The organism is Micromonospora sp. NPDC049171, assembly GCF_040648275.1.
Classification (GTDB): domain Bacteria; phylum Actinomycetota; class Actinomycetes; order Mycobacteriales; family Micromonosporaceae; genus Micromonospora.
This window is the reverse complement of sequence record NZ_JBEZDJ010000004.1, coordinates 168,578-192,900: the sequence shown is the minus strand read 5'-3', so window position 1 is coordinate 192,900 and position 24,323 is coordinate 168,578. Positions and strand designations below refer to the sequence as shown.

General features: G+C 73.2%; 24 protein-coding genes. 11 read left to right on the top strand and 13 right to left on the bottom strand.

Annotated features, from left to right (window positions below):
- The first annotated feature begins 7 nt into the window (after positions 1 to 7).
- The 5 genes from AB0B14_RS07255 to AB0B14_RS07235 all read left to right on the top strand — a co-directional run bounded on the left by AB0B14_RS07255 (position 8) and on the right by AB0B14_RS07235 (position 4,496).
- Positions 8 to 826 carry an ATP-binding cassette domain-containing protein gene (locus tag AB0B14_RS07255; RefSeq protein WP_357521787.1) on the top strand — a complete coding sequence of 273 codons (819 nt, stop codon included), beginning with the start codon at positions 8 to 10 and terminating at the stop codon, positions 824 to 826.
- Positions 823 to 2,085 (top strand): ABC transporter permease, encoded by a 1,263-nt coding sequence (locus AB0B14_RS07250; protein WP_357521785.1) that lies wholly within the window; start codon positions 823 to 825, stop codon positions 2,083 to 2,085. Before AB0B14_RS07255 ends, AB0B14_RS07250 begins: the two co-directional genes overlap by 4 nt.
- 22 nt (positions 2,086 to 2,107) lie before the next feature.
- Positions 2,108 to 3,289, top strand: a complete 1,182-nt coding sequence (locus AB0B14_RS07245; RefSeq protein WP_357521783.1) for an ROK family protein — start codon at positions 2,108 to 2,110, stop codon at positions 3,287 to 3,289.
- A gap of 19 nt (positions 3,290 to 3,308) precedes the next feature.
- Positions 3,309 to 3,605: a DUF1707 domain-containing protein gene (locus AB0B14_RS07240; RefSeq protein ID WP_357078842.1), complete on the top strand. Its 297-nt coding sequence runs from the start codon at positions 3,309 to 3,311 to the stop codon at positions 3,603 to 3,605.
- A 150-nt stretch (positions 3,606 to 3,755) separates the two neighbouring features.
- Positions 3,756 to 4,496 carry a DUF4142 domain-containing protein gene (locus AB0B14_RS07235; RefSeq protein ID WP_357521781.1) on the top strand — a complete coding sequence of 247 codons (741 nt, stop codon included), beginning with the start codon at positions 3,756 to 3,758 and terminating at the stop codon, positions 4,494 to 4,496.
- Between the two features lie 23 nt (positions 4,497 to 4,519).
- Here the strand turns inward: AB0B14_RS07235 and AB0B14_RS07230 are convergent, their stop codons facing one another.
- Genes AB0B14_RS07230 through tsaB form a run of 4 tightly spaced genes read right to left on the bottom strand, consistent with a single transcriptional unit; the run spans position 4,520 to position 6,984 of the window.
- Positions 4,520 to 4,774, bottom strand: coding sequence for a hypothetical protein (locus AB0B14_RS07230; protein WP_053660576.1), 255 nt, complete (start codon positions 4,772 to 4,774; stop codon positions 4,520 to 4,522).
- A 14-nt stretch (positions 4,775 to 4,788) separates the two neighbouring features.
- Complete coding sequence (tsaD, locus tag AB0B14_RS07225) at positions 4,789 to 5,835, bottom strand: tRNA (adenosine(37)-N6)-threonylcarbamoyltransferase complex transferase subunit TsaD (protein WP_357521780.1); 1,047 nt, start codon at positions 5,833 to 5,835, stop codon at positions 4,789 to 4,791.
- The gene (gene rimI / locus AB0B14_RS07220) at positions 5,828 to 6,310 is read right to left on the bottom strand and encodes a ribosomal protein S18-alanine N-acetyltransferase (protein ID WP_357078833.1); all 483 of its coding nucleotides are present in this window, start codon (positions 6,308 to 6,310) and stop codon (positions 5,828 to 5,830) included. Before rimI ends, tsaD begins: the two co-directional genes overlap by 8 nt.
- On the bottom strand, positions 6,307 to 6,984 hold the full coding sequence (gene tsaB, locus AB0B14_RS07215) for a tRNA (adenosine(37)-N6)-threonylcarbamoyltransferase complex dimerization subunit type 1 TsaB (protein ID WP_357078830.1): 678 nt from the start codon (positions 6,982 to 6,984) through the stop codon (positions 6,307 to 6,309). The genes rimI and tsaB overlap by 4 nt, the downstream gene beginning before the upstream one ends.
- Before the next feature lie 343 nt (positions 6,985 to 7,327).
- Here tsaB and AB0B14_RS07210 point away from each other — a divergent pair, with 343 nt between their 5' ends.
- On the top strand, positions 7,328 to 7,633 hold the full coding sequence (locus AB0B14_RS07210; RefSeq protein ID WP_357521778.1) for a helix-turn-helix transcriptional regulator: 306 nt from the start codon (positions 7,328 to 7,330) through the stop codon (positions 7,631 to 7,633).
- Between the two features lie 139 nt (positions 7,634 to 7,772).
- On the opposite strand, the gene ung is transcribed toward AB0B14_RS07210, so the two are convergent.
- From ung to AB0B14_RS07180, 6 genes are all read right to left on the bottom strand, one after another.
- Complete coding sequence (gene ung / locus AB0B14_RS07205) at positions 7,773 to 8,474, bottom strand: uracil-DNA glycosylase (RefSeq protein WP_357078824.1); 702 nt, start codon at positions 8,472 to 8,474, stop codon at positions 7,773 to 7,775.
- 65 nt (positions 8,475 to 8,539) lie between these two features.
- Positions 8,540 to 9,022 carry a tRNA (adenosine(37)-N6)-threonylcarbamoyltransferase complex ATPase subunit type 1 TsaE gene (gene tsaE / locus AB0B14_RS07200; protein WP_184178621.1) on the bottom strand — a complete coding sequence of 161 codons (483 nt, stop codon included), beginning with the start codon at positions 9,020 to 9,022 and terminating at the stop codon, positions 8,540 to 8,542.
- Entirely contained in the window at positions 9,019 to 10,122 is a 1,104-nt protein-coding gene (locus AB0B14_RS07195) for an alpha/beta hydrolase (RefSeq protein WP_357521776.1), read from the bottom strand. Before AB0B14_RS07195 ends, tsaE begins: the two co-directional genes overlap by 4 nt.
- Positions 10,119 to 11,237, bottom strand: a complete 1,119-nt coding sequence (gene alr / locus AB0B14_RS07190; RefSeq protein WP_357078817.1) for an alanine racemase — start codon at positions 11,235 to 11,237, stop codon at positions 10,119 to 10,121. The genes AB0B14_RS07195 and alr overlap by 4 nt, the downstream gene beginning before the upstream one ends.
- Before the next feature lie 80 nt (positions 11,238 to 11,317).
- Positions 11,318 to 12,787 carry an NAD(P)H-hydrate dehydratase gene (locus tag AB0B14_RS07185; RefSeq protein WP_357078813.1) on the bottom strand — a complete coding sequence of 490 codons (1,470 nt, stop codon included), beginning with the start codon at positions 12,785 to 12,787 and terminating at the stop codon, positions 11,318 to 11,320.
- A gap of 55 nt (positions 12,788 to 12,842) precedes the next feature.
- Positions 12,843 to 13,211 (bottom strand): holo-ACP synthase, encoded by a 369-nt coding sequence (locus AB0B14_RS07180; protein ID WP_357078810.1) that lies wholly within the window; start codon positions 13,209 to 13,211, stop codon positions 12,843 to 12,845.
- Between the two features lie 175 nt (positions 13,212 to 13,386).
- Here AB0B14_RS07180 and AB0B14_RS07175 point away from each other — a divergent pair, with 175 nt between their 5' ends.
- A complete protein-coding gene (locus AB0B14_RS07175; protein WP_357078807.1) occupies positions 13,387 to 13,683 on the top strand; it encodes a hypothetical protein in 297 nt (98 codons plus the stop codon).
- Positions 13,680 to 15,287 carry an alpha/beta hydrolase gene (locus AB0B14_RS07170; protein WP_357078804.1) on the top strand — a complete coding sequence of 536 codons (1,608 nt, stop codon included), beginning with the start codon at positions 13,680 to 13,682 and terminating at the stop codon, positions 15,285 to 15,287. Before AB0B14_RS07175 ends, AB0B14_RS07170 begins: the two co-directional genes overlap by 4 nt.
- A gap of 4 nt (positions 15,288 to 15,291) precedes the next feature.
- Here AB0B14_RS07170 and glmS read toward each other — a convergent pair whose 3' ends face one another.
- Positions 15,292 to 17,205 (bottom strand): glutamine--fructose-6-phosphate transaminase (isomerizing), encoded by a 1,914-nt coding sequence (glmS, locus tag AB0B14_RS07165; RefSeq protein ID WP_357078801.1) that lies wholly within the window; start codon positions 17,203 to 17,205, stop codon positions 15,292 to 15,294.
- A 182-nt stretch (positions 17,206 to 17,387) separates the two neighbouring features.
- On the opposite strand from glmS, the gene AB0B14_RS07160 reads away from it, so the two are divergent.
- The gene (locus AB0B14_RS07160) at positions 17,388 to 18,581 is read left to right on the top strand and encodes a pyridoxal phosphate-dependent aminotransferase (protein WP_357078798.1); all 1,194 of its coding nucleotides are present in this window, start codon (positions 17,388 to 17,390) and stop codon (positions 18,579 to 18,581) included.
- A 24-nt stretch (positions 18,582 to 18,605) separates the two neighbouring features.
- Here AB0B14_RS07160 and AB0B14_RS07155 read toward each other — a convergent pair whose 3' ends face one another.
- Positions 18,606 to 19,238 (bottom strand): PadR family transcriptional regulator, encoded by a 633-nt coding sequence (locus tag AB0B14_RS07155; RefSeq protein WP_357078795.1) that lies wholly within the window; start codon positions 19,236 to 19,238, stop codon positions 18,606 to 18,608.
- Positions 19,239 to 19,330: 92 nt separating this feature from the next.
- Between AB0B14_RS07155 and AB0B14_RS07150 the strand changes: the two genes are divergently transcribed.
- Together AB0B14_RS07150 and AB0B14_RS07145 are read left to right on the top strand one after the other, a co-directional pair.
- Positions 19,331 to 22,156, top strand: a complete 2,826-nt coding sequence (locus AB0B14_RS07150) for an FtsX-like permease family protein (RefSeq protein ID WP_357521774.1) — start codon at positions 19,331 to 19,333, stop codon at positions 22,154 to 22,156.
- 2 nt (positions 22,157 to 22,158) lie between these two features.
- Entirely contained in the window at positions 22,159 to 22,905 is a 747-nt protein-coding gene (locus tag AB0B14_RS07145) for an ABC transporter ATP-binding protein (RefSeq protein ID WP_357078789.1), read from the top strand.
- A gap of 12 nt (positions 22,906 to 22,917) precedes the next feature.
- Here AB0B14_RS07145 and glmM read toward each other — a convergent pair whose 3' ends face one another.
- A complete protein-coding gene (glmM, locus tag AB0B14_RS07140) occupies positions 22,918 to 24,270 on the bottom strand; it encodes a phosphoglucosamine mutase (protein ID WP_357078786.1) in 1,353 nt (450 codons plus the stop codon).
- Positions 24,271 to 24,323: the final 53 nt, after the last annotated feature.

The window sequence follows — 24,323 nt, the reverse complement described above, 5'->3', positions numbered from 1 at the left end:
GACCCCCGTGTCCGCGACTCCCCTGCTGGAACTCCGCGGGATCGACAAGAGCTTCGGTCCCGTCCAGGTGCTCCGCGACGTCGCCCTGAGCGTCCACCCGGGCGAAGTGACCGCACTTGTCGGCGACAACGGCGCCGGCAAGTCGACCCTGGTGAAGTGCATCAGCGGCATCTACCCCACCGACGCCGGTGAGGTCCTGTTCAACGGCGAACAGGTGCACATCGGCAGTCCCCGCGACGCCGCCACGCTCGGCATCGAGGTCGTCTACCAGGACCTCGCGCTCTGCGACAACCTGGACATCGTGCAGAACATGTTCCTCGGCCGGGAGAAGCACAGCGGCATCGTCCTGGACGAGCCGAGCATGGAACAGCTCGCCGCCGAGACGCTGGCCGGGCTCTCCATCCGCACCGTCACCTCGCTTCGCCAGCACGTCTCCAGCCTCTCCGGCGGTCAGCGCCAGACCGTGGCCATCGCCAAGGCGGTGCTGTGGAACAGCAAGCTCGTCATCCTGGACGAGCCGACCGCGGCGCTCGGCGTGGCACAGACCGCCCAGGTTCTCGAACTGGTCCGGCGCCTCGCCGACAACGGCCTGGCCGTGGTGCTCATCTCGCACAACATGAACGACGTCTTCGCCGTCTCCGACCGGATCGCCGCGCTGTACCTCGGCCAGATGGTCGCCCAGGTGAAGACCACCGACATCACCCACGCCCAGGTGGTCGAGCTGATCACCGCCGGGCGCTCGGGCGGGCTCGGCCTCGCCACCGACCCGGGCAGCAACGGCGACGGCCCGCAGCCGGCCGACTCGATCTCAGGAGGCGCCCGATGACCACCACCGCCGTGCGGAAGGACGGCCCCGCGGCCGTCACACCGGCGCCGACCGTCGGGGGCCATGTCCGCAACTACTTCAGCCGGGTACGCGGCGGCGACGTCGGCGCGCTCCCGGCCGTACTCGGCCTGATCGTGCTCTGCACGGTCTTCGCGATCATGCGGCCCTCGTCGTTCCTGTCGGCCGGTAACTTCGCCAACCTCTTCACCCAGGGTGCGGCGGTCACGCTGATCGCGATGGGCCTGGTCTTCGTGCTGCTGCTCGGCGAGATCGACCTCTCCGCCGGCTTCGCCAGCGGCGTCTGCGCGGCGGTGCTGGCCAATGTGGTCACCGTGCTCGGCTACCCCTGGTGGGTCGCCGTGCTCGCCGCGATCGCCACCGGTGTCGTCATCGGTACCACGCTCGGGATGCTGGTCGCGAAGATCGGCATTCCGTCCTTCGTGGTCACTCTCGCCGGCTTCCTCGCCTTCCAGGGCGTCGTGTTGCTGCTCGTGCAGGAGGGCACCAACATCTCCGTCCGGGACGAGGTGCTGGTCGCCATCGCCAACCGCAACCTCGCCCCCGTCCTGGGCTGGGCGCTGACCGCTGTCGCCGTCGTCGGCTACGCGGCGGTGCAGCTGCTGCGCCACCGCAACCGGTCGGCCCGCGGTCTGATCACCGACCCGATCGCGGTGGTGGCGCTGCGGATCGGCGGGCTCGCCGTCATCCTCGGCACCGCGGTGTACGTGCTCAACCTGGAGCGCAGCCGCAACGTCCTCATCGTCTCGCTCAAGGGCGTGCCGATCGTGGTGCCGATCATCGCGGTGCTGCTGGTCATCTGGACCTTCGTGCTCCAACGCACCAGCTACGGCCGGCACATCTACGCCGTGGGCGGCAACCGGGAAGCGGCCCGCCGGGCCGGCATCGGCGTCGACCGGATCCGGATCTCCGTCTTCGTGATCTGCTCGTCCATGGCCGCCATCGGTGGCATCGTGGCGGCCAGCCGGGCCAACTCGGTCGACCCCAACACCGGGGGCAGTAACGTACTGCTCTACGCGGTCGGCGCGGCGGTGATCGGCGGCACCAGCCTCTTCGGCGGTAAGGGCCGCGTCCTCGACGCCGTCCTCGGCGGCGCGGTGGTCGCGGTCATCGAGAACGGAATGGGCCTGATGGGTTACAGCGCGGGAGTCAAGTACGTGGTGACTGGCATTGTGCTGCTGCTCGCCGCCAGCGTCGACGCACTCTCCCGCCGCCGCGCGGCAGCCACCGGCACCCGCTAGCCGCGCGGGAGGTAGCACCAGGATGCGCCCAGGACCGAGCCAGGATCACGTCCGACGGCAGAACCTCGGGGCCCTGCTGAGGCACGTGCACGTCCACGGGGCGACGACCCGCGCCGAACTGACCACCACACTGGGCCTCAACCGCAGCACCATCGGCGCGCTCACCGCCGACCTGTCCGCGGTGGGGCTGGTCAGCGAGGGCGCACCCAAGGAGACCGGCCGGGCCGGCCGACCGTCACTGGTCGTCCGGCCCGAGTCGGCCCGGGTCTACGCGTACGCGTACTCCGTCGAGGTGGACCGGTTACGCGCGGCCCGGATCGGGCTGGGTGGCGCGGTCCTGGACCGCCGCGACCTGGACCGACCGCGCGGCCTGCAGGCCGCGGAGGCCGCGCCGCTGCTGGCCGGCGCGCTCAAGGAGATGCAGCAGACGGTGCCGCACGACGCGATCTGCGTCGGCGCCGGCGTCGCGGTCTGCGGCATCGTCCGCCGCGACGACGGCCTGGTGCGGCTCGGCCCCACCACCGGCTGGGTGGACGAGCCGATCGGCGCGACCCTCGCCGCCGAACTGGGCATCGGGGTGCCGGTCACGGTGGGCAACGTGGCGGACGTCGCCGCGTTCGCGGAGCACGCACGGGGTGTGGCGGCCGGCTGCGACAACGTCATCTACCTGTACGGCGACGTCGGCGTGGGTGCCGGCATCATCGCCGGCGGGCGTCGGCTGACCGGGCACGGCGGGTACGGCGGCGAGGTCGGCCACATGAAGGTGGTCGTCGACGGGCGGCTCTGTCAATGTGGTTCGCGGGGCTGCTGGGAGACCGAGATCGGCGAGCATGGCCTGCTCCGCGCCGCCGGACGCGCCGACGCCCGAGGTCCCGACGCGCTGCTGGCCGTCTTCGACGCCGCCGACCGGGGCGATGCCCGCGCCCAGACCGCGGTCCGCCAGGCCGGTGACTGGCTCGGCTTCGGGTTGGCCAACCTGGTGAACGTCTTCAACCCGGAAATGGTCATCTTCGGCGGCACCATGCGCCACCTCTACCTCGCCTCGGCGGCCCAGGTCCGCAGCCGGCTCAACTCCAACGCGCTCGCCGCCTGCCTGGAGCACGTCCGGCTGCGTACGCCGAAGTTGGGCGAGGACGCACCCCTGCTCGGGGCCGCCGAGTTGGCCTTCGAACGGCTCCTCGCCGACCCCCTCGATGTGGGCTGATCCGCGTACGCTGTCCAGCGTGGATGTCGAGCTGCGCGCTTCCGACGACGACCGCAACCGGGTGGTCGCCGAGCTGCACCGGCACACCGCGGCGGGCCGGCTGACCCTCGACGAGTTCTCCGATCGGGCCGGTGCGGTGTGGACCGCCCGCACCCTCGGCGACCTGGCCGCGCTGACCCGCGACCTGCCGCCCCTGCCCGCCCCGGCCGGCAGTGCCGACCCCGTCGAGCACGGGCGTCGGGAGCTGCTGATGCTCTTCGCCGCCGCCGCGCTCACTCTGCTGCTGCTCGGCGGCTTCCTCGCCGTCACCCGCTGATCGGCTCGACCCGTTTCCCGCTGATCCGCGTCGCCCTTGAGATGAACTGATCGCGCGATCGGTCCGTACCAGTGGGCGGACGGGCAGTCGGCAGGGTGTGGCTGCCCGGTCCAGACGCGTTTCGGTCCGGACCGAGGAGGCCCCACAGACATGGCACCGCTCAGATCCGCCCACCGCCGACTGGGCAACCGGACCCATCGAGCGGCGCTGCTGCTCATCGCGATCATCGCGGCGGTCGGTGTCCTGCCCGGCGTGGCCGTCGCCGCACCGGCCGGCGGTCAGCAGCTCAACGCCGCCGACATGACGCTGCTCAACGGGGTCCGGTTGGCCGGGCTGTGGGAGATGCCAGCCGGCCAGATGGCCGCCGAGAAGGGACAGTCGGCCAAGGTCCGGGAGATCGGCGCGGGCATCGCCAGCGAGCACCAGCGGCTCGACCAGCTCACCGTGGACGCGGCGAACAAGTTGGGCGCGAGCATCCCCAGCGAGCCGACGGCCGAGCAGAAGGGCTGGCTGGCCGAGATGCAGAAGGCCTCCGGCGCCCGGTTCGACCAGATCTTCGTCACCCGGCTCCGGGTCGCCCACGGCAAGATCTTCCCGGTGATCGGCGCGGTCCGCGCCAGCACCCGGGACGCCACCGTCCGGAAGCTCTGCGAGGACGCCAACACCTTCGTCCAGCACCACATGCAGATGCTGGAGAGCACCGGGCTGGTCCGCTGGCCGGAACTGCCGCCGGCCGCGCTGCCCGCCCCCGGCGAGGACGGATTGTTGGCCGCCGCCGCCGCGAACTCCGGCCCACAGGTCGGGGTCAGCAGCACCGTCGTCTGGCTGGTCTTCCTCGCCGCGCTGGGCACCGGCGGAATCGCCACCTACCGGATGCTGCGCCGCAGCTGACCGTCCCTCGTTGGTGGCTCGCGTCAGCGGTCAACCTGGGTGAAGTCCCAGGAGTGCGGGGCGCGGGCCACCAGCAGGGCGGGCGGATCGGGCAGCGGACGCGGGTTGCTGCGCCACTTGGAGATGACCACCACGCGATGATCCGTGGAGGAGAAGACCTCGCTGGAGACGTGCAGTGGGTCGTGCTCCAACTCGGGCAGGGCGGTGTCGCACACCCAGGTGATCAGGTCGGCGACGCCGTACGCCTCGGCGCGTGCCTCCCACATCCGCACGATCATGTCCGCCGCTCCCGTCACACGCTGACCGTGGTCAGCGGCAGTGCCGAGTCGGCCGGCAGATCCAGCCGGCTGGGCGCGACCCCGGCGGCGACCAGGTGTGACCCGAGCGCCGCCACCATCGCCCCGTTGTCGGTGCACAGCTTCGGCCGGGGCACCCGCACCCGGACGCCGTACTTCTCGGCCCGTTGCTCGGCCATCGCCCGCAGCCGCGAATTCGCCGCCACTCCCCCGCCGATCACCAGGGTGTCGATGCCCTGCGCCCGGCAGGCCGCGAGCGCCTTGCTGGTCAGCACGTCACAGACCGCCTCCTGGAAGGACGCGGCCACGTCGGCCACCGGCACCGGCTCGCCGGCCCGCTGACGCGCCTCGACCCACCGGGCAACCGCCGTCTTCAGGCCGGAGAACGAGAAGTCGTACCGGTGGGCGGCGAGGTCCTTCGCGGCGGTCAGCCCGCGCGGGAAGGCGATCGAGGCGGCGTCGCCGGCGCGGGCCTCCCGGTCGATCGGCGGCCCGCCCGGGAACGGCAGCCCCAGCAGTCGGGCGACCTTGTCGAACGCCTCGCCGGCCGCGTCGTCGATGGTGGCGCCCAGCGGGGTGACTCCCCGGGCCAGGTCGTCGACGAGCAGGAGGGACGAGTGCCCGCCGGACACCAGCAGCGCGATGGCGGGTTCGGGCAGCGGGCCGTGTTCGAGGGTGTCCACCGCGACGTGGGCGGCAAGGTGGTTCACGCCGTACACGGGCTTCTCGGCGGCGAGCGCGTACCCCTTCGCGGCGGCGACGCCGACCAGCAGCGCGCCGGCCAGCCCGGGCCCGGAGGTGACCGCGATCGCGTCGATGTCGGCCAGGGTGACGCCGGCCTCGGTCAGGGCCCGGTCCATGGTCGGCACGATGGCCTCCAGGTGTGCCCGGCTGGCCACCTCGGGCACCACGCCCCCGAAGCGGGCGTGCTCCTCGACGCTGGACGCGAGCGCGTCGGCCAGCAGGGTGTGCCCCCGCACGATGCCGACGCCGGTCTCGTCGCAGGAGGTCTCGATACCCAGGATCAGCGGTTCGTCAGCCATGGTCGTGTGGTCCGTCCCCGGTCGGCTCGGCGTCGCGCCGCATGACCAGCGCGTCGGTGTTGCTCGGTTGGTAGTAGCCGCGCCGCACCCCGACCGGCTCGAACCCGTACGTCGCGTAGAGCCGCTGGGCCGCGGCGTTGTCCACGGCGACCTCCAACAGGGTGCTGCGGGCGTCGCGCCGGGCCGCCTCGGCGAGCAGTTCCTCCAGCAGGACGCGGCCCACGCCGCGCCGCTGCACGTCCCGGCGGACGGCGATGTTCTGCACCCACACCTCGCCCGGCGGAACACCGGCGAGCCCGGCGTAACCGAGCACCGAGCCGTCCGCGTCGACGGCGACCCGGTAGTGGTGCCCGTTGGCCAGCTCGTTCCAGAACATGGCCGGCGACCACTGCTCGGCGCCGAAGAGGTCGGCCTCGATCGGCAGCACGTCGTCGATGTGCCACCAGCGGAACGGTTCGAGTCGTACCCCGGTCATGGCAGGACCGGTTTGCGGCCGGTCGCCGCCACGGCGTCCGGACGGCGCAGGTAGAGCGGGGTGAGTCGCTCGCCGGGCGCGCCGGCCCGAATCCGCTCGGCGGCCAGCAGCGCCAGCACCGTGGCGTCCGGGTACCGCGGCTCGACCCGGACGGGCAGGTCCAGAGTCTCGGCGTACCGGTGCGCGCCGTCGCCGACCGCGATCGTCGCGCCCAACTCCCGGGCGCGCGCGGCGGCCACCGCCGGCGTCGACACCTCGGGGCCGACGATCCGCTGGCCGGCACCGTCGTAGACGGCCCAGTACAGCTCCTTGCGCCGGGCGTCGCTGGCGGCCAACACCGGCTCACCGGACGCCGCCGGGTAGCCGATCCCGTCCAGCGAGCAGACGCCGTACGTGGGGATGCCGAGCACCTGACCCATCGTCGCGGCCGTGACCAGGCCGACCCGTAGCCCGGTGAACGGACCCGGGCCCAGCCCGGCGACGATGGCGTTCAGGTCACGTGGGCGCGCGTCGGCGTCGGCGAGGACCGCGTCCACCTGAGGGGCGAGCAGTTCGCCGTGCGCGCGGGCATCGACCGTGCACCGGTGCGCCCGGGACACCACAGCGTCCGCCGAGACCTCCACCAACGCCGCGGTCACCGCAGGGGTCGAGCTGTCCACCACGAGTACGAGCACGGTAAGCCAGCCTAGCCGCCCCGCCCCGCGCCCCGGTCACGCCCCGCCCCGCCCCGGACATGACGTCGCCGGTCCGGGCGGCGAACCAACGGTGAGCGGTGGCGCCGCAGCTTCCAATTGAGCGTGATGCCGGTGGGTCATCAAGATGACTCAGAGGCATCGCGCTCATCGCCATAGGTCTTCCCGGCCGGGACCCGCTCGGGCAGCAGGTGACGCTGGCCGGTGTGCCGCCGCCGTCCGCCGCCGGCTCACACACCGGGCGTTCGCGGTGCGACTGGGGCGCAAGTCCCCGATCTACCGCAATGGGATCGCGGACATCTCACGCCTGGCCCACCATGCTGGGATGTCATCCACTCGCCTTGTCACCCTTCTCGGTGCCGCCGTGCGGCACCAACGACACCTGCGCGACCTGAGCCAGCGCCAGTTGGCCGCGCTGGCCGAGGTCAGCCAGGCCGCGGTGGCCAGGATCGAACGTGGCGAGCGAGCGCCGACCATCCCGGTGTTGGAGCGGTTGCTTGCCGCCATGGACGTGCAGTTGGTCGTTGGGGTTGAGCCGCTGGACGCACACCTGGACGCGCTCGGATCGACGACCTGGCCGCCCGGCCGATCGCCGAGCGGATCGACGCGCTTGGCCTGGACGAGCTACTGAGCCGGCGAGGTGCGCCACGGTGAGCGGAGTTACCAGGTCGTGCCGCTTGTCGAGCTGGAGCTGACCGAGCCGCGCGCCGCCGAACTGTTGCGCCGTTACCGGGCCCGGCAGCAGGCCAGCGGAAGCTGAGCGGCGGAGGTCAGCCGGCGGTGCGCTCCCAGTCGATGGTGGGCAGGCCGGCGTCGGCGAGTGCCTTGTTGGCGGCGCTGAACGGGCGGCTGCCGAGGAAGCCGCGCGGGTTCATCGGGCTGGGGTGGCCGGCCTCCAGCACCACGTGCTGTGGGTTGGTGACCAGGGCCGCCTTCTTGCGGGCGTAGCCACCCCAGAGCAGGAAGACCACCCGATCCGCGGACGCGTCAAGTGCCCTGATTGTCGCGTCGGTGAACTCCTCCCAGCCGGCGTTGGCGTGCGAGCCCGGGGTGGCCTGGCGCACGGTCAGCACCGCGTTGAGCAGCAGCACGCCCTGCGCGGCCCAACCGTCGAGGTTGCCGCTGCGCGGCTTGGGAACGCCGACGTCCTCGCCCAACTCCTTGAAGACGTTGCGCAACGACGGCGGCACCGACACACCGTCACGGACGCTGAAGCTCAACCCGTGTGCCTGCCCGGCCCGGTGGTAAGGGTCCTGACCGAGGATCAGCACCCGGGTGCTCCGCGGCGGGCACAGCCGATAGGCCGAGAACAGGTCCTCCAGGGGCGGGAAGACGGTCTGCGTCGCGTATTCCCGGGCGACGAACTCGCCGAGCGCGGTGGTGCGGGCGGCGTCCAGGTGGGGGGCGAGCGCGGCACGCCACTGCTCCGGCAGCAGGGCCAACAGGTCAAGGGCGGGGGCGTCGTCGGGCATCAGGAACCTCTCACAGCGCGGGTCGGTCCCCCGCACTCTAGGCATCGGGTACGACAGCCGCCGGGCTAGCCCAGGTCGGCGAGCCGCCGGGCCCAGTCGCCACCGATCGGGTCCAGCTCGACGATCCGGGTGTCGTCGTCGCGGCGGTCGATGCGGACCCGTAGGTGCGCGTCGACCAGCTGCTCCACCAGGCCCTCACCCCACTCGACCACCGTCACCGAGTCGTCCACCGAGGCGTCGAGGTCCAGGTCGTCGATCTCGGCGCGCGGGTCGGTGGCGTCACCCAACCGGTACGCGTCGGCGTGCACCAGAGCGACCCGGCCACCCCGGGCCGGATCGGGGCGGTGCACCCGGGCGATCACGAAGGTCGGCGAGGTGATGTCGCCGACGACACCGAGCCCGGCGCCGACGCCCTGGGTGAGCGCGGTCTTGCCGGCGCCCAGCGGACCGGTCAACAACACCAGGTCGCCGGCCCGCAGCAGCCCGGCCAGGCGTCGGCCGAACTCCCGAGTGTCCTCGACGGTCGGCAGCTTGACGACGTGACTCACCGTTCCTCCGGCTTCCCCAGTGACTCCAGGAACCGCGCGAGCGCGGCATTGACCTCGTCGGCGTGCTCCAGCATCACCACGTGACCACTGTCCTTGATCTTGACGAACTCGGCGTGTGGCAGCCGCCGGACGATCTCCTCGGAGTGGACCACCGGGGTGATCATGTCCTTGTCGCCGACCACCACCAGCACCGGCGTCGCGGCCAACGCCGCCAGAGCCGGGAAGCGCGAGTGGGTGGCCAGGGTCCGCAGGTAGCGGGTCACCGTGTCGGCCGACGTCCGAGAATTCATCGTCTCCACGTAGGACACCAGCGCCGGGCTGGGCTTGCGGGTGCCGAAGCCGTACTTGCGGGTCAGCAGCCAGGCCACGTTCGACGTCGACTTGCGGGCCTTGTCGATCACCGGCCCGCCGTAGCGGGTGGCGTTGCTGACCATGTAGAGCACCGGGCCGCCGACCCGGCCGAGCAGCGCGGGCGCGACCAGCTTGGTCTCCGCGACGAGCCCGCCCGAGGTGGCCATCAGGACGGTGCCCACCACCCGGTCACCGAACAGCTCGGGAAACAACTCGGCGAACGCCATGATGGTCATGCCGCCCATCGAGTGGCCGACAAGCACCAACGGCCCGTCCGGGGCGGTGCGGTCGATCACCTCGCGCAGCGTCCGGCCGAGCACCGCGAGGTCGTACTCCCCGGTCTCCAGCCGGCCGGACCGACCGTGACCCGGCTGGTCGTACGCCACGATCCGGTGGTCGCCACGGGCGGCGAGCATCTGACGTTGGAAGTGGAACGTGCCCATGTCCAGGCAGAAGCCGTGCACCAGCACCACCGTCGGGTGCCCCGGCACCGGCCGGGTCGGCTCGACCACCTCGACGTGGATGTCCGTGCCGTCCGGCAACGCCAGGCGGAACGCCTCGTCGTACCGCTGCTCGCCGAACGCCTCGTGCGCGTAGCGGTCGGCCGGGTCGGCCTTGAGCCGGCGGACCAGGGTGCGCTCGGTCGCCACCCCGGCCACCAGGCCCGCCGCGGCCACCCCCACCGCGGCGCCGACGATCCCCGCGACCCGGCCCACCGCGGTCCGCGGACGCGGAATGCGATAGCTCATGGCCGCTCGCCGTCATAGACCCGGGGCACCCGCGTGCTGCCGAACCGGGTCACGATCTCGTAGTTGATCGTGCCGACCGCCTCGGCCCAGTCGTCGGCTGTCGGCTCGCCGTCGGCGCCGCTGCCGAAGAGGGTCGCCACGTCGCCGTCCGCCACCGGGTCGTCGCCGCAGTCGAGCACGAACTGGTCCATGCAGACCCGCCCCGAGATCGTCCGCCGTACGCCGCCGAGCTGCACCGGCCCGGTGTTGGAGGCGTGCCGGGGAACCCCGTCGGCGTATCCGAGCGGGACCACGGCCAGGTTCGCGTCGGATTCCGTGGTGTAGGTGTGCCCGTAGGAGACCCCGGTGCCGGCGGGCACCCGCTTGGTGAGCATCACCCGGGCGCGGGCGGTCATCGCCGGCCGCAGCCCGTACGTCTCACCGGCCACCGGGGAGAGGCCGTAGATGGCCAGACCGGGGCGGACCAGGTCGAAGTGGGTGTCCGGGCGGGTCAGGGTGGCCGCCGAGTTGGCGAGGTGCCGCCAGCGCGGTCGCAGCCCCGCCCGCTCGACCATGGCCAGCCCCTCGTGGAAGACGGCCAGTTGACGGTCGATGGTGGGGTGGCCGGGCAGGTCCGCGTACACGAAGTGGCTCCACACGCCGACCACCTCGACCAGGCCGTCGGCCTGCGCCTTCGCGGCGGCGTCCAGCAGCGCCGGCCAGTCGGCGACTGTCGCCCCGCCCCGGGACAGCCCGGTGTCGATCTTCAGGTGCAGGCGGACGGGGCGCCCGGCGAGCCGGCTCGCCTGGAGCATCTCGTCCAGTTGCGACAGGCTGGCCGCGCTCAGGTCCACCCCGGCGCTGACCCCCTCGTGCAGCGGCAGGCCGGGCGCGAGCAGCCAGGCCAGCACCGGCTGGGTCACGCCGGCCCGGCGCAGGGTGAGCGCCTCGTCGAGGGTGCAGACACCGAGCCAGTCCGCGCCGGCGTCGAGGGCCGCGCGAGCGGCCGGGAGCATGCCGTGGCCGTACCCGTCGGCCTTTACCACCGCCATCAGCTCGGCGGTGGTGCCGGAGCGGAGTCTGCCCACGTTCTCGCGGATCGCGTCAAGATCGACGCGTACCTCGGCCTGCCACATACGCCCAGCCTACTTTCCGCCGTGATCACCGGGGGCGGCGACGCGCGCCCTCAGACCCCGACCCGACCGGAACGGCCCGATCAGCCCAGCCGGGCGACAACCGGGCGAAGGGCGGTCACCACGTCGGGCGCGGTCACCGGCCCACCCCGGGCCGCCTCCCGGCCGGCGAGCCCGTGCAGGTACGCGGCCGCGGCGGCGGCCCGATCGGCGGGCACCCCGGCCGCCAGCAGCGAGCCGAGCAGCCCGGCCAGCACGTCGCCGGTGCCCCCGGTGGCCAGGGCCGGGGAGCCGGTCGGGTTGACGTACGCCCGACCGTCCGGCGTGCCGATCACCGTGCGGTCACCCTTGAGCAGCACCACCGCGTTCATCCAGGCGGCCAGCCGCAGCGCGGCGCCGACCCGGTCGGCGCCGGGCTCCTCACCGCACAGCCGGGTGAACTCACGATCGTGCGGGGTGACCACGATCGGCGCGTCCCGACCGCGCAGCCGGTCGGCGAGCGAGCCGTCCACCAGCAGGGTCAGCGCGTCGGCGTCGAGCACCACCGGGACCGCGGTGGCCAGCACGGCGCGCAACTCGGCCGCCGCCTCCGCGCCGGTGCCCAGCCCGGAGCCGCAGACCCAGGCCTGCGCCCGGCCCGCGTCGGCGACCCGCGCACTGGCGATCACCGAGGGGTGCTGGTGCAGCACCTCGGCGCGGGCGCCGCCGGCGTAGCGGACCAGGCCGGTCGGCCCGGCCAGGGCGCCGCCCACGGAGAGCACCGCCGCACCCGGGTAGGTCGCCGAGCCGGTCGCGACCCCCACCACGCCCCGCGTGTACTTCTCCGACGCCGGGCCCAGCTTCGGCCACCAGTCGACCAGGTCGGACCACTCGGTGACCAGCAGCGCCGGGGTGCCCCGCAGCCACTGCCGCAACCCGATGTCGACAAGCTCCACCTGCCCGGCCAGGGCGGCGGCCGGCCCGACCACCAGGGCGGGCTTCAGCGCGCCGAACGCCACAGTCACGTCGGCGTGGACCGCGTCCGGCCGGCCGGACGCGGCCAGCGGCACGTGCCCGGTGTCCACCGCGACACCGCTCGGCACGTCCACCGCCAGCACCGTGGCCCGGTTGCCGTCGCGCCCGCGCAGCTCACCGAGCCGCTGGACCACCTCGTCCGCACCCGCCCGCAGCCCGCCGGTGCCCCCGATGCCGACGATGCCGTCGAGAACCAGGTCGACCGGGCCGTCGGGCTGGTCCACAAGTCGACCACCGGCGGCCCGCAGCGCGGCCAGCCCCGCCGCGTGCGCACGCCCGGGGGTGAGGAGCAGCGCGGACACCTCGACACCCCGGCGGGCCAGTCGCTCCCCGGCGTACAACGCGTCGCCGCCGTTGTCGCCCGAGCCGACCAGCAGCAACACCCGACCGCCGTAGACCCCGCCGCGCTCGGTGAGCAGCAGCGCGGCCCTGCGGGCCAGCCCGGCGGCGGCCCGCTGCATCAGCGTCCCCTCCGGCAGCGTGCCCATCAGCCCCGCCTCGGCCGCCCGTACGTCGGCCACCCGCCACACCGATCTCATGCCACCGTGTCCCCATCCGCTCGCGGGTGGACCCGACTGGCCCGCCCGGTCGACGTCACCGTTCCGCGACCACCATCGCCGACGCGATCCCCCCGTCGTGCGACAACGAGAGGTGCCAGTGGTTGACCCCGCGCGCCTCGGCCGCCGCCGCCACGGTGCCGGCGACGGCCAGCCAGGGACGGCCGTCCGGGTCGGCCATGATCTCGCAGTCGTGCCAGCTCAGCCCGGCCGGAGCGCCGAGCGCCTTGGCCACGGCCTCCTTGGCGGCGAACCGCGCGGCGAGCGACTCCGGTGGGCGCGGGCTGCCGGAGCGGGTGTGCCGCTCGGCGGTGGTGAAGAGTCGGTCGGCGAGCAGCGGCGTCCGGGCCAGGGCTCCGGCGAACCGGTCGACCAGGACCACGTCGATGCCGACAGCGACGATCACCACACCACCCTACCGGCGGCCGGGGGTCGCAGATTAGCCGTCGGGTTCGCGGTGGGCAACGCCTGTGGACAAGCCGGGGTACGGCCCGCCGCCCGCCGTCCACAGGGCATCGCCGGGGCCGCCGAGCCCGCCTAGCGTCAGCGCGTCGATACCGATCGTGCACGGGGGTGTGGTCATGACCGAAGAGCTGTTCGCCGTCCGGCCGGAGGAGCTGCGGGCGGTCGCCGGCACGCTCGACGACGAGGCACACCGGCTGGCGTTGGGCCTCGCGCGGGTGCCCGGGCTGCTGGTGGCCGCGCCGCAGTGGCGAGCCGGCGCGGCTCTGGCCGGGCTGGAGGCGGCCGGGCACGCCTGGTTCTGCCGCCTGGGTGCCCGGGTCGCGGCGACCTCCGGTGGGGTCCGGGCGGCGGCCGAGGCGTACGAGACGGTGGACGACCGGGCCGCCGACCGGTTCGCCGCGCTGCCCCGGTGAGCAGCGTCGGCTACCGGCAACTGTGGGCTGCCGATCCGGGTGGCTGGCGGTCCGCCGGTGCCGCGTGGGCCGGCTTGACCGGGCCGGTCGACCGACGGGTCGGCGAGCTGGGTGGGGCCGGCACGCGGCTGCGGGGCGGTTGGTCCGGTGCGGCGGCCACGGCGGCGGGCACCCGGCTCGCCGGTCTGCGTGACGAGCTGACCTCGATCGTGCCCGCACTGATCGAGGTCGACCAGGTGCTGGCCGAGTTGGCCGGCCGACTGACGGTCGCGAAGGCGCGGCTCGCCGAGGCGGTCGCCCTGGCGGACGCGGGCGGACTGGTGGTGGACCGGTCGGGCGGGGTGCACGTCGATCCCGCCCGGGCCCGGCCGACCGAGCGGCCCGGCGTGGCGGCGGCTCGGGTCGCGGCCGCTCTGCGCGCCGCGCTCGACGGGGCCGGGGCGGCAGACCGGGTCGCCGCCGACCGACTGGACGAGCTGGCCCAGGCCGCCGCCTCCGGCTGGGCGTCCCCGCCACCACCGGGTCGGCCGGCGGCCGGTGCCGCACCGGCGCTGGTCCGCGCCTGGTGGTCCGGAATGACGCCGGCGCAGCGCCGGTGGCTGATCGGGCACGAGAGTGCTCTTGTCGGCCGGCTGGACGGGGTGCCGGTGGCCGCCCGGGACCAGGCCAACCGGTTGCGGCTCGGGGTCTGGCGCGCGGAGTTGCTGGCGGAGCGGCGACGGTTGCTGACCCGGGTGCCGCCGGGGCCGCTCGCGGCGGTCCGCCTGCACGGGCTGGCCGGGCGGTTGGCCGGTCTGGACACGTTGGCCGGGCGACTGACGGCGGGGGGCGAGCCGCGGGCGTTCCTGCTCGGGTTGGATCCGGCCGGTGAGGGCCGGGTGGTGCTGGCGCTCGGCGACCCGGACCACGCCGACCGGGTGCTGACCTACGTGCCGGGGACGACCGCCGGTCTCGGCGACGCTCCCGGTCAGTTGGGCAGGGCGGCGCGCGTGCTGGACCGGTGCGTCGCGCTCGCGCCAAGTGAGCGCAGCGCGGCGGTGCTCTGGTTGGACTACGACGCCCCGGATTTTTTGACCGAGGCCGCCTCGGCACGCCAGGCCCGCGACGCCGGCCCGGCGCTGCACCGCTTCCAGGAAGGGCTGCGGGTCAGCCACGAGGGGTCGCCGGCCCGGCAGACCGTGCTCGGGCACAGCTACGGGTCGCTGGTGGTCGGGACGGCCGCCCGGGAGCACGGGCTGGCCGCCGACGCGCTGCTCTTCGTCGGCTCGCCCGGGGTCGGCGCGTCGCACGCCGCCGAGTTGGGCGTGCCACCCGGGGAGGTCTGGGCGAGCAAGGCCCCCGACGACGTGATCCGCAAGGCCCGCCCGGTGGGCGAGCTGGGCCTGCGCACCCCGCTCAGCGCGGCCCAACTGGCCGCCGTGCTGGGCTGGCCCGACCGGGTCTCGCACGAGCTGTGGTTCGGTCACGATCCGTCGGATCCGGGGTTCGGTGGTCGGGTCTTCGCCAGCGGGCGCGGCGGGCACAGCGGTTACTGGGACCCGGGCAATCCCGCGTTGGACGGGATGGCCCGGGTCGTGTTGGGCCAGGGCGTTTCGGGTGGCTGAGGGCCTACTCGACGGTGACCGACTTGGCCAGGTTGCGGGGCTGGTCCACGTCGTGCCCACGGGCGGCGGCGATCTCGGCGGCGAGCACCTGCAACGGCACCGTGGTGACGAGCGGGGCCAGCAGGGTCGGCGTACGCGGCACGTAGATCAGGTGATCGGCGTACCGGACGACGGCCTCGTCACCCTCCTCCGCGATCACGATGGTCCGCGCGCCGCGCGCCCGGACCTCCTGGATGTTGGAGACGACCTTGTCGTGCAGCATGCCCCGGCCGACCGGCGAGGGCACCACGCAGATCACCGGTGTGCCCTCGTCGATCAGGGCGATCGGGCCGTGCTTCAGCTCGCCGGCGGCGAAGCCCTCGGCGTGCATGTACGCCAGCTCCTTGAGCTTCAGCGCGCCCTCCAGGGCCACCGGGTAGCCGACGTGCCGGCCGATGAACAGCACGGTGGGCTCGGCCTTCAACTCCCGGGCCAGCTCACGGACGGGCTCGATCCGGTCGAGCAGCTCCCGCAGCTTGCCCGGGATCTCCTGCAACTGCGCGACGACCGCGCCCACCTCGTCGGCGAACTTGATCCCGCGCACCTGGGCCAGGTGCAGGCCGATCAGATAGCAGGCGACGACCTGGGTGAGGAACGCCTTGGTCGACGCGACCGCGATCTCCGGCCCGCCGTGGGTGTAGAGCACGGCGTCCGACTCGCGGGGGATGGTCGAGCCGTTGGTGTTGCAGATCGCCAGCACCCGGGCCTTCTGCTCCTTGGCGTGGCGCAGCGCCATCAGGGTGTCCATCGTCTCGCCGGACTGCGAGATCACCACGATCAGCGTGGACCGGTCGAGCACCGGGTCGCGGTAGCGGAACTCGCTGGCCAGCTCCACCTCGCAGGGGATCCGCGTCCAGTGCTCGATGGCGTACTTGGCGACCATGCCGGCGTGGTACGCGGTGCCGCAGGCCACGATGAAGATCTTGTCGACGTCGCGCAGATCCTGGTCGCTGAGGCGGACCTCGTCCAGGGCGATCTCACCGGTCTCGGTGAGCCGGCCGAGCAGCGTGTCGGCGATGGCCTGCGGCTGCTCCTCGATCTCCTTGAGCATGAACCAGTCGTAGCCGCCCTTCTCGGCCGACGAGGAGTCCCAGTCGATGTGGAAGTCCTTGCCGGCGGCGGGCTGGCCGTCGAAGTCGGTGATCTCGATGCTGTCGCCGGTGATCAGGACGATCTGGTCCTGGCCCAGCTCCACCGCTTCCCGGGTGTGCTCGATGAACGCGGCCACGTCGCTGGCCAGGTAGTTTTCCCCCTCGCCCCGGCCGACCACGAGTGGCGAGTTGCGCCGGGCGCCGACGACCGCGCCGGGCACGGAGGCGTCGACGGCGAGCAGGGTGAACGCGCCTTCCAGTCGCTGGCAGACCACGCGCATGCCGGCGGCGAGCAACTGCGGGCCGTCCGGCTGACCGGCGGCGCGCAGGTCGGCCAGCGCGGCGGCGAGCAGGTGCGCGGCGCACTCGGTGTCGGTGTCGCTGGTGAACTGGACGCCCTCGGCCTCCAGCTCGCCACGGAGCTTGGCGAAGTTTTCGATGATGCCGTTGTGGATCACCGCGACCCGTCCGTCGCCGGCGACGTGCGGGTGGGCGTTGCGGTCGGTCGGCCCGCCGTGGGTGGCCCACCGGGTGTGCCCGATGCCGGTGGTGCCGTCACCGATGCCGATCGGGCTGGCCGCGCAGGAGGTCGGGTCGTCGGCGGCCCGCTCGGACAGCAGCTTCTCCAGGTTGGCCAGCTTGCCGGCCTTCTTCTCGGTCAGCAGCTGGTCGTCGCAGACGATGGCGACGCCCGCCGAGTCGTAGCCGCGGTATTCCAACCGCCGCAGCCCGTCGAGCACGATCCCCAGTGCGGGGCGCGCGCCCGCGTATCCCACGATTCCACACATGGCCCGCAGCCTAACCCAGCTTCACTCATCATGGGTGCTCGAAAGTCGGGTTATCAATCACGGAATCTGAGCGATCGGGGCGTCGGCGGGTCACAACGGGACGAGCTTCCCGGCTCCCATCACGCCCAGCCTCGGAGGGCGGGGCTGGGCCTCGCGCGGGTGGTGGCCGTAGGCTGGCGCAGGTGACGAGCACCGATGTCGACCCGCTGGTGGCCCGGATGCGGCCGTTCGGCACGACGATCTTCGCCGAGATGTCCGCCCTCGCCACCCGGACCGGCGCGGTCAACCTCGGCCAGGGCTTCCCCGACACCGACGGCCCACCGGAGATGCTCGCCGCCGCCGTCGAGGCGCTGCGCGGCGGGCAGAACCAGTACCCGCCCGGCCCGGGGATCCCCGCCCTGCGCGCGGCCGTCGCGGCCCACCAACTGCGGTTCCACGACCTGTCGTACGACCCGGACGGCGAGATCGTCATCACCGCCGGCGCGACGGAGGCGGTCGCGGCGAGCATCCTCGCCCTGTGCGAGCCGGGCGACGAGGTGGTCTGCTTCGAGCCGTACTACGACTCGTACGCCGCCTCGATCGCACTGGCCGGCGCGGTCCGGCGGCCGGTGACCCTGCGCCCCACGGCCGACGGCCGGTACGCCTTCGACCCGGCGGCACTACGCGCGGCGTTCGGCCCACGGACCCGGCTGGTGCTGCTCAACTCACCGCACAACCCGACCGGCAAGGTCTTCACCCCGGCGGAGCTGGCGCTGGTCGCCGAGCTGTGCCAGGAGCACGACACCTACGCGGTCACCGACGAGGTGTACGAGCACCTGGTCTTCACCGACGCGGCGAACCCGCACGTGCCGCTGGCCACCCTGCCCGGGATGCGGGAGCGGACGCTGCGCATCTCGTCCGCGGGCAAGACGTTCTCCTGCACGGGCTGGAAGATCGGCTGGGCGAGCGGCCCGGCGGCGCTGGTCTCGGCGGCGCTGCGGGTGAAGCAGTTCCTCACCTACGTCAACGCGGCCCCGCTGCAACCGGCGGTCGCCGTGGCGCTGGCCCTGCCGGACGACTACTACACCGGTTTCCGGGACAGCCTGCAACAGCGGCGTGACCAGCTCGTCGGCGGTCTCACCGACGCCGGGTTCGAGGTGCTCGACTCGGAGGGGACATACTTCGTCACCGCCGACATCACCGCCCTCGGCGGCCGGGACGGGGTGGAGTTCTGCCGCTCGCTGCCGGAGCGCTGCGGCGTGGTGGCCGTGCCGACGCAGGTCTTCTACGACGACGTCGAGGCGGGCCGGCGACTGGTCCGCTTCGCCTTCTGCAAGCGCCCCGAGGTGCTGACCGAGGCGGTCAGCCGGCTGCGCGGCCTGCGCGAGCGCCACTGACCGACGCGGTGCCGACCGGCGCGGTCAGCCGGCCGCACGGGCCGGGCCGGTGCCGTCCGGCACTGCGGGCGACGCGACGTCGGCGACGGACGCCGCGATCTCCGACGGTGCGACGGCCAGGGTGGCGAGCAGCGCGCCACCGTCGGCCAGCAGCACCGCCTCGGCGTCGTTGACGAAGGCGAGGTCGGCCTCGACGTGCCGGCTCGCCGCGGCGAGCAGCAGCCCGACCACCGGGTCACCGGCCTTGCGGCGCAACCCGTCGAGGTTGCGCAGTTCGCGCAGCAGGTGCCCGCGTTGGTTGCTGAGCACGGTGCGGACGGTCTGCGCGGAGCCCGATCGGGCGGCGGCGGTGACCTTGAGGAAGAAGTCGTCCCGGAAACCGCCACTGCGCGGGCTCGGCTCGTCGAGCCAGCGGGCGAGCTCGGCCCGACCGGCGGCAGTGATCTGGTAGACGACCCGGTCCGGTTTCACCGGCTGGGCCTGCCGCTCGGCGACCACCAGGCTGTCCCGGGAGAGCCGGTCGAGGATCTGGTACAGGTGGCCGATGTTGAGCGGCCCCCACTGTGGACCGGTGGCGGCCTCGAAGGCGCCCTTCAGCTCGTAGCCGTAGCTCGGGCCGCGTGCGAGCAGCGCCAGAACCGCGTGCTGGATGGCCACTGTCTCCTCCGATTCCACTGACCAACGGGCCAGGTCTTGAATTGTGACAATGTACCGCGCAGAGTGTGGGGTAGCACACGGGGAGGCGCGACATGCTCGGGTTCATCTGGGCGCAGCTACGCGGCCGTGCGGGCCGCTCGGTGGCACTGCTGGCGGGCGTGTTGGTGGCGACCACCGGCTTCGTCGTCCTGACCGGTGCCACCACCACCTCCCGTCTCGCGGTCACCGGTGCGCTGGAGCGCAACACCCGAGCCGCCTACGACATCCTGGTCCGTCCGCCGGGGACGCGCACGCCGCTGGAGGCCGAGCGTGGGCTGGTCCGCCCGAACTACCTCTCCGGCCTGTTCGGCGGCATCACTTCCGCGCAGTACGAGCAGGTGAAGCAGGTCGGCGGTGTCGACGTGGCCGCGCCGATCGCCATGCTGGGTTACTCCACCTCGTCGGTGTCGGTCCGGTTCGACCTGACCGACGCGGTCGACCGCTCCCTTGATCAGCAGGTCATTCGACTCGATCCCACCTTCACCGCCGAGCGCGGGCTCACCACCGCCCCGAGCCACCCACGCTACGTGTACGTGACCAAGCGCCCCCTGCTCCACCCCGAGGGAAAGTACACCCCGAACGATTCCTCGATCCCGTACTCGGACGGCCGGATGTACCCGTACGACATGGCGTGCGGGGATGTCCCACGGGAGGTGCTTCCGAACGGACAGAGCCAGCCGATCTGCGACCCACACCTGGCCCCGGAATCGGGGAACGGCTGGGTCTCCGAACGGGAGAGCTGGAGCGTCGACACCGTCCGGCTGTTGCCCGACGGGCGCTTCGAGGAGAGCCGCTGGTCTTCCGGTCGCGCCAAACGCGTGGCCATCGACCGACTGGTGGCCACCTACCGGGTGACGGTGCCGTTCCTACTGGCCGCCGTCGACCCCGACGCGGAGCAGCGCCTCGTCGGCCTCGACGAGGCGGTGACCGAGGGTCGCTCTCTCCGGGCCGACGACACGGCCACCGACACTCACCGCCCGCCGTATGCGCCCGAGCGGTCCATCCCGGTGTTGACCACCAGCCGCCCCTACCTCGACGTCACCGTGCGGTCCGCCCTCACCCGGCTGCCGCAGGCGCGGCCCGCCGGGCTGGGCATCCCCGACCTGAAGCAGACGCTGGACGACGCAACCGGGGTCGGGGCTGGGACCGACGAGTACGCGTTGGCCGACGGGTATCGCGACCTGCTCGCCGAGGGGATCTCCCCGACCGCCTGCTGCCGGGGTGAGTTGCAGACGATCGTTCAAGCGGGTGCCCCGGAGTACGACCAACTTTTTGACAGCACTCTCCGTGCTGTCCCGCGGCCGGCGTCGGATCCCGCGGCCTACGTCGGCGAGAACATCTACAGCTTCAACGGCCGTCCGTGGTCGACCGATGACAACGGCTTCCGCCCGCTGACCGCGCTGCCCGTGCAGCCGCCGGGCTCAGTCCTTCAGGTACGGGATTGGCGGACCGTCGGTATCTTCGATCCGGACAAGCTGAGCGGCTTCAGCGACCTGTCCTGGGTGCCGTTGGAGACGTACGAGCCGCCCCGCGTCGACGGCGCCGACAAGCGCAGCCGTCAGGCGTTGGGTGAGCGGCCGCTGGAGCCGAGCGGCAACCCGGCCGGTTACCTCTCCTCACCACCACAACTGCTCACCAGCCTGGCCGCAGTGCCGAAGCTGCTGGAGGGCAGCGCCTCCCCCACCCGGACGGCGCCGATCAGCGCGATCCGGGTCCGGGTCGCCGACATCGACGGCTACACCGAACGGTCCGCCGAGCGGGTCCGGCTCATCGCCGAGCGGATCGCCGACACGACCGGGCTGGACGTCGATCTCACCTTCGGCTCGTCGCCCGCGCCGCAGACCGTCGAGCTGTCCGCGGGCTCGTTCGGCCGGCCCGAGCTGCGGCTGATCGAGCCGTGGTCCGCCCTCGGGGTGGCCTCGGTGATCACCAAGGCGGTCGACCGCAAGAGCCTCGTACTCTTCGGGCTGGTGCTGGTGGTCTGCGGGCTGTTCCTCGGCAACGCGGTCTCCGCCGCCGTCCGGGACCGGCGTCCCGAGTTGGCGGTGCTCTCCTGCCTGGGCTGGTCGGCACGCCGGATCGCGGCGCTGATCCTCGGCGAGGTGGCCGCACTGGGGCTGGCCGCCGGCCTGCTCGCCCTCGGGCTGGCGTTCCCGCTGGCCGCCGCACTGGACATCGGGATCGGCTGGCGGCAGGCGGCGCTCGCCGTACCGGTGGCTCTGCTGCTGGCGCTGGTGGCGGGCCTGGTGCCGGCGCTGCGGGCCGCGGGCGCCCACCCGGCCGCCGCCCTGCGGCCCCTGGCCGCCCCGGCCCGGTGGGTACGGCGACCCCGCGGCCTGTTCGGCATGGCCCTGGTCAACCTGGTCCGCACGCCGGGGCGCACCCTGCTCGGGGCCGGCGCGCTGGGCCTCGGGCTGGCCGCGTTGACCCTGGTCACCGCCGCCGCCTACGCCTTCCAGGGCGCGATCGTCGGCAACCTGCTCGGCGACACCGTTTCGCTGAGCGTGCGCGGTGCGGACACCCTGGCCGCGGTCGTCACCGTCCTGCTGGGTGCCGGTGCCGTCGCCGACGTGCTGTACCTGAACGTCCGGGACCGCGCCGCGGAGTTGTCCACGCTGCGCGCGATCGGGTGGACGGATGCGGCGCTGGGCCGCCTGGTGGGTTACGAAGGGCTTCTGATCGGCGCGCTCGGGGCGGTGGCCGGGGCGGGGATCGGGCTCGCCGGGGCCGCCTGGCTGGTCGGCGCTCTGCCGACCGACCTGGTCCTGGTCGCCGCCTCGGTGGCGCTCGGCGGGGTGGTGGTCACCTGTCTCGCGGCGCTCGTGCCGGCCGCGTTGCTGCGCCGGCTCCCGACCGCACGGCTACTGGCGGAGGAGTGACGATGGAGACAACGACGGGCAGCATGGTCCGGACGCTCGGGCTGCACCGGCAGTTCCGCAGCGGCGCCGAGCGGCTGACCGCGGTCGACGACGTCTCACTGGAGATCAGGGCCGGGTCGGTGGTGGCGCTCACCGGTCCCAGCGGCTCCGGCAAGTCGACACTGCTGCACCTGATCGGCGCCATCGAGCAGGCCGACAGCGGCACCGTCACTGTCGACGACGTGGAGATCACGGCGCTGCGCCGGGCCGCGCTGGCCCGGTACCGGCAGCGGGTGGGTTTCGTCTTCCAGCGCTACCACCTGCTGCCAGCGTTGACCGTGCTGGACAACGTGATCGCCCCGGTGTTGCCGCGACGCGGTCGAGCCGACCACGCGGCACGAGCCCGGGAGCTGCTCGACGCGGTCGGCCTGGCCGGGCGGGAGCGGGCCGTGCCGGCGCAGCTCTCCGGCGGTCAGCAGCAGCGGGTCGCCATCGCCCGCGCCCTGATGGGCGCGCCGGGGCTGCTGCTGGCCGACGAGCCGACCGGAAACCTCGACTCCACCACCGGCGGGCAGATCCTCGACCTGCTGCTCGACCTGCGCGACCGGCACGGCATGACCATCCTGCTGGCCACCCACGAACAGGCGATCGCCGCCCGCTGCGACCGGTTGGTCCGGCTCGCCGACGGCCGGGTGGTCGAGGATCTCGACCTCACCGACGGCGAGGACCCGGCCGACACGTACGAGCGGGCGGCCCGGCTACGGCTGTGACACCCCAGGGCGTCAGGCGGGGCTCGCGGTGCGGACCAGCTCGGCGATGCGCTCGGCGACCTCGCGGGCGGTCTGCTCGGTGGCGGCCTCGACCATCACCCGGACCAGCGGCTCGGTGCCCGACGGGCGCAGCAGCACCCGACCGGTCTCGCCCAGCTCCGCCTCGGCCCGCTCGACCTCGGCACGGACAGCGGGTGCGGCGGCGCCGACGGTCCGGTCGCCGACCGGCACGTTGATCAGCACCTGGGGCAGCTTGGTGACCACCGAGGCCAACTCGGCGAGCGACTGGCCGGTGGCGGCCATCCGGGCCATCAGGTGCAGGCCGGTGAGCACCCCGTCGCCGGTGGTGGCGTGCGCGGGCATGACGATGTGGCCGCTCTGCTCCCCGCCGAGCGCCAGCCCGGAGGCGCGCAGGGCCTCCAGGACGTACCGGTCGCCGACCTTGGTCTCGATCAGCCGGATGCCCTGCGCGGACATGGCCAGTCGCAGGCCGAGGTTGCTCATCACCGTCGCGACCAGGGTGTCCTGGGTCAGCGTGCCGGCATCGCGCATGGCCAGCGCGAGGATCGCCATCACCTGGTCGCCGTCGACCTCGTCGCCGTCGGCGCTGACCGCCACGATCCGGTCGGCGTCACCGTCGTGGGCGATGCCCAGGTGGGCGCCGTGCTGGACCACTGCCTCACGCAGCGCCTCGATGTGATTGGAGCCGCACTCGTCGTTGATGTTGAGCCCGTTCGGCTCGGCGTGGATCGCCACGACCTCCGCGCCGGCTTCCCGGTAGGCGACCGGGGCGACCTCGGCGGCGGCACCGTTGGCGCAGTCGACCACGACCTTGATCCCGTCCAGCCGGTGCGGCACGGCGCCGACCAGGTGTTGGACGTAGTGGTCGGCACCGTCGAGCAGGTCGTGCACCCGGCCGATGCCGGCACCTGTCGGCCGGTCCCAGGCGGTGGTGGCGTTGGCCTCCACGGCGGCCTCGATCTTCATCTCGATCTCGTCGGGCAGCTTGTGCCCGCCGGCGGCGAAGAGCTTGATGCCGTTGTCCGGCATCGGGTTGTGCGACGCGGAGAGCACCACGCCGAGGTCGGCCTTGGCCTCGGCGGTGAGGAACGCCACCGCGGGGGTGGGCAGCACGCCGACCCGCACCACGTTGGCACCGGCGCTGGTCAGGCCGGCGACCACGGCGGCCTCCAGCATCTCGCCACTGGCCCGGGTGTCGCGGCCCACGACGGCCAGCGGCGGATGGCTGCGGTCCGTCTCGGCGAGCGTGTGCGCGGCGGCCACCGCGAGCGCCAGCGCCAACTCCGGGGTGAGATCCGCGTTTGCCCGCCCGCGTACGCCGTCCGTGCCGAACAACCGACCCATACCCGCCAACCTCCGTGGTGCGCTGCCGAAGTGGAGAAAGCGAAACGGCCGGC

Excerpts from the sequence above, each read along its gene's own strand:
- AB0B14_RS07250 (WP_357521785.1), top strand. The coding sequence starts at position 823 with ATGACCACCACCGCCGTGCGGAAGGACGGCCCCGCGGCCGTCACACCG.
- AB0B14_RS07245 (WP_357521783.1), top strand. The coding sequence starts at position 2,108 with ATGCGCCCAGGACCGAGCCAGGATCACGTCCGACGGCAGAACCTCGGG.
- AB0B14_RS07235 (WP_357521781.1), top strand. The coding sequence starts at position 3,756 with ATGGCACCGCTCAGATCCGCCCACCGCCGACTGGGCAACCGGACCCAT.
- AB0B14_RS07230 (WP_053660576.1), bottom strand. The coding sequence starts at position 4,774 with ATGATCGTGCGGATGTGGGAGGCACGCGCCGAGGCGTACGGCGTCGCC.
- tsaD (WP_357521780.1), bottom strand. The coding sequence starts at position 5,835 with ATGGCTGACGAACCGCTGATCCTGGGTATCGAGACCTCCTGCGACGAG.
- rimI (WP_357078833.1), bottom strand. The coding sequence starts at position 6,310 with ATGACCGGGGTACGACTCGAACCGTTCCGCTGGTGGCACATCGACGAC.
- AB0B14_RS07210 (WP_357521778.1), top strand. The coding sequence starts at position 7,328 with ATGTCATCCACTCGCCTTGTCACCCTTCTCGGTGCCGCCGTGCGGCAC.
- ung (WP_357078824.1), bottom strand. The coding sequence starts at position 8,474 with ATGCCCGACGACGCCCCCGCCCTTGACCTGTTGGCCCTGCTGCCGGAG.
- AB0B14_RS07195 (WP_357521776.1), bottom strand. The coding sequence starts at position 10,122 with ATGAGCTATCGCATTCCGCGTCCGCGGACCGCGGTGGGCCGGGTCGCG.
- alr (WP_357078817.1), bottom strand. The coding sequence starts at position 11,237 with ATGTGGCAGGCCGAGGTACGCGTCGATCTTGACGCGATCCGCGAGAAC.
- AB0B14_RS07185 (WP_357078813.1), bottom strand. The coding sequence starts at position 12,787 with ATGAGATCGGTGTGGCGGGTGGCCGACGTACGGGCGGCCGAGGCGGGG.
- AB0B14_RS07175 (WP_357078807.1), top strand. The coding sequence starts at position 13,387 with ATGACCGAAGAGCTGTTCGCCGTCCGGCCGGAGGAGCTGCGGGCGGTC.
- glmS (WP_357078801.1), bottom strand. The coding sequence starts at position 17,205 with ATGTGTGGAATCGTGGGATACGCGGGCGCGCGCCCCGCACTGGGGATC.
- AB0B14_RS07150 (WP_357521774.1), top strand. The coding sequence starts at position 19,331 with ATGCTCGGGTTCATCTGGGCGCAGCTACGCGGCCGTGCGGGCCGCTCG.
- AB0B14_RS07145 (WP_357078789.1), top strand. The coding sequence starts at position 22,159 with ATGGAGACAACGACGGGCAGCATGGTCCGGACGCTCGGGCTGCACCGG.
- glmM (WP_357078786.1), bottom strand. The coding sequence starts at position 24,270 with ATGGGTCGGTTGTTCGGCACGGACGGCGTACGCGGGCGGGCAAACGCG.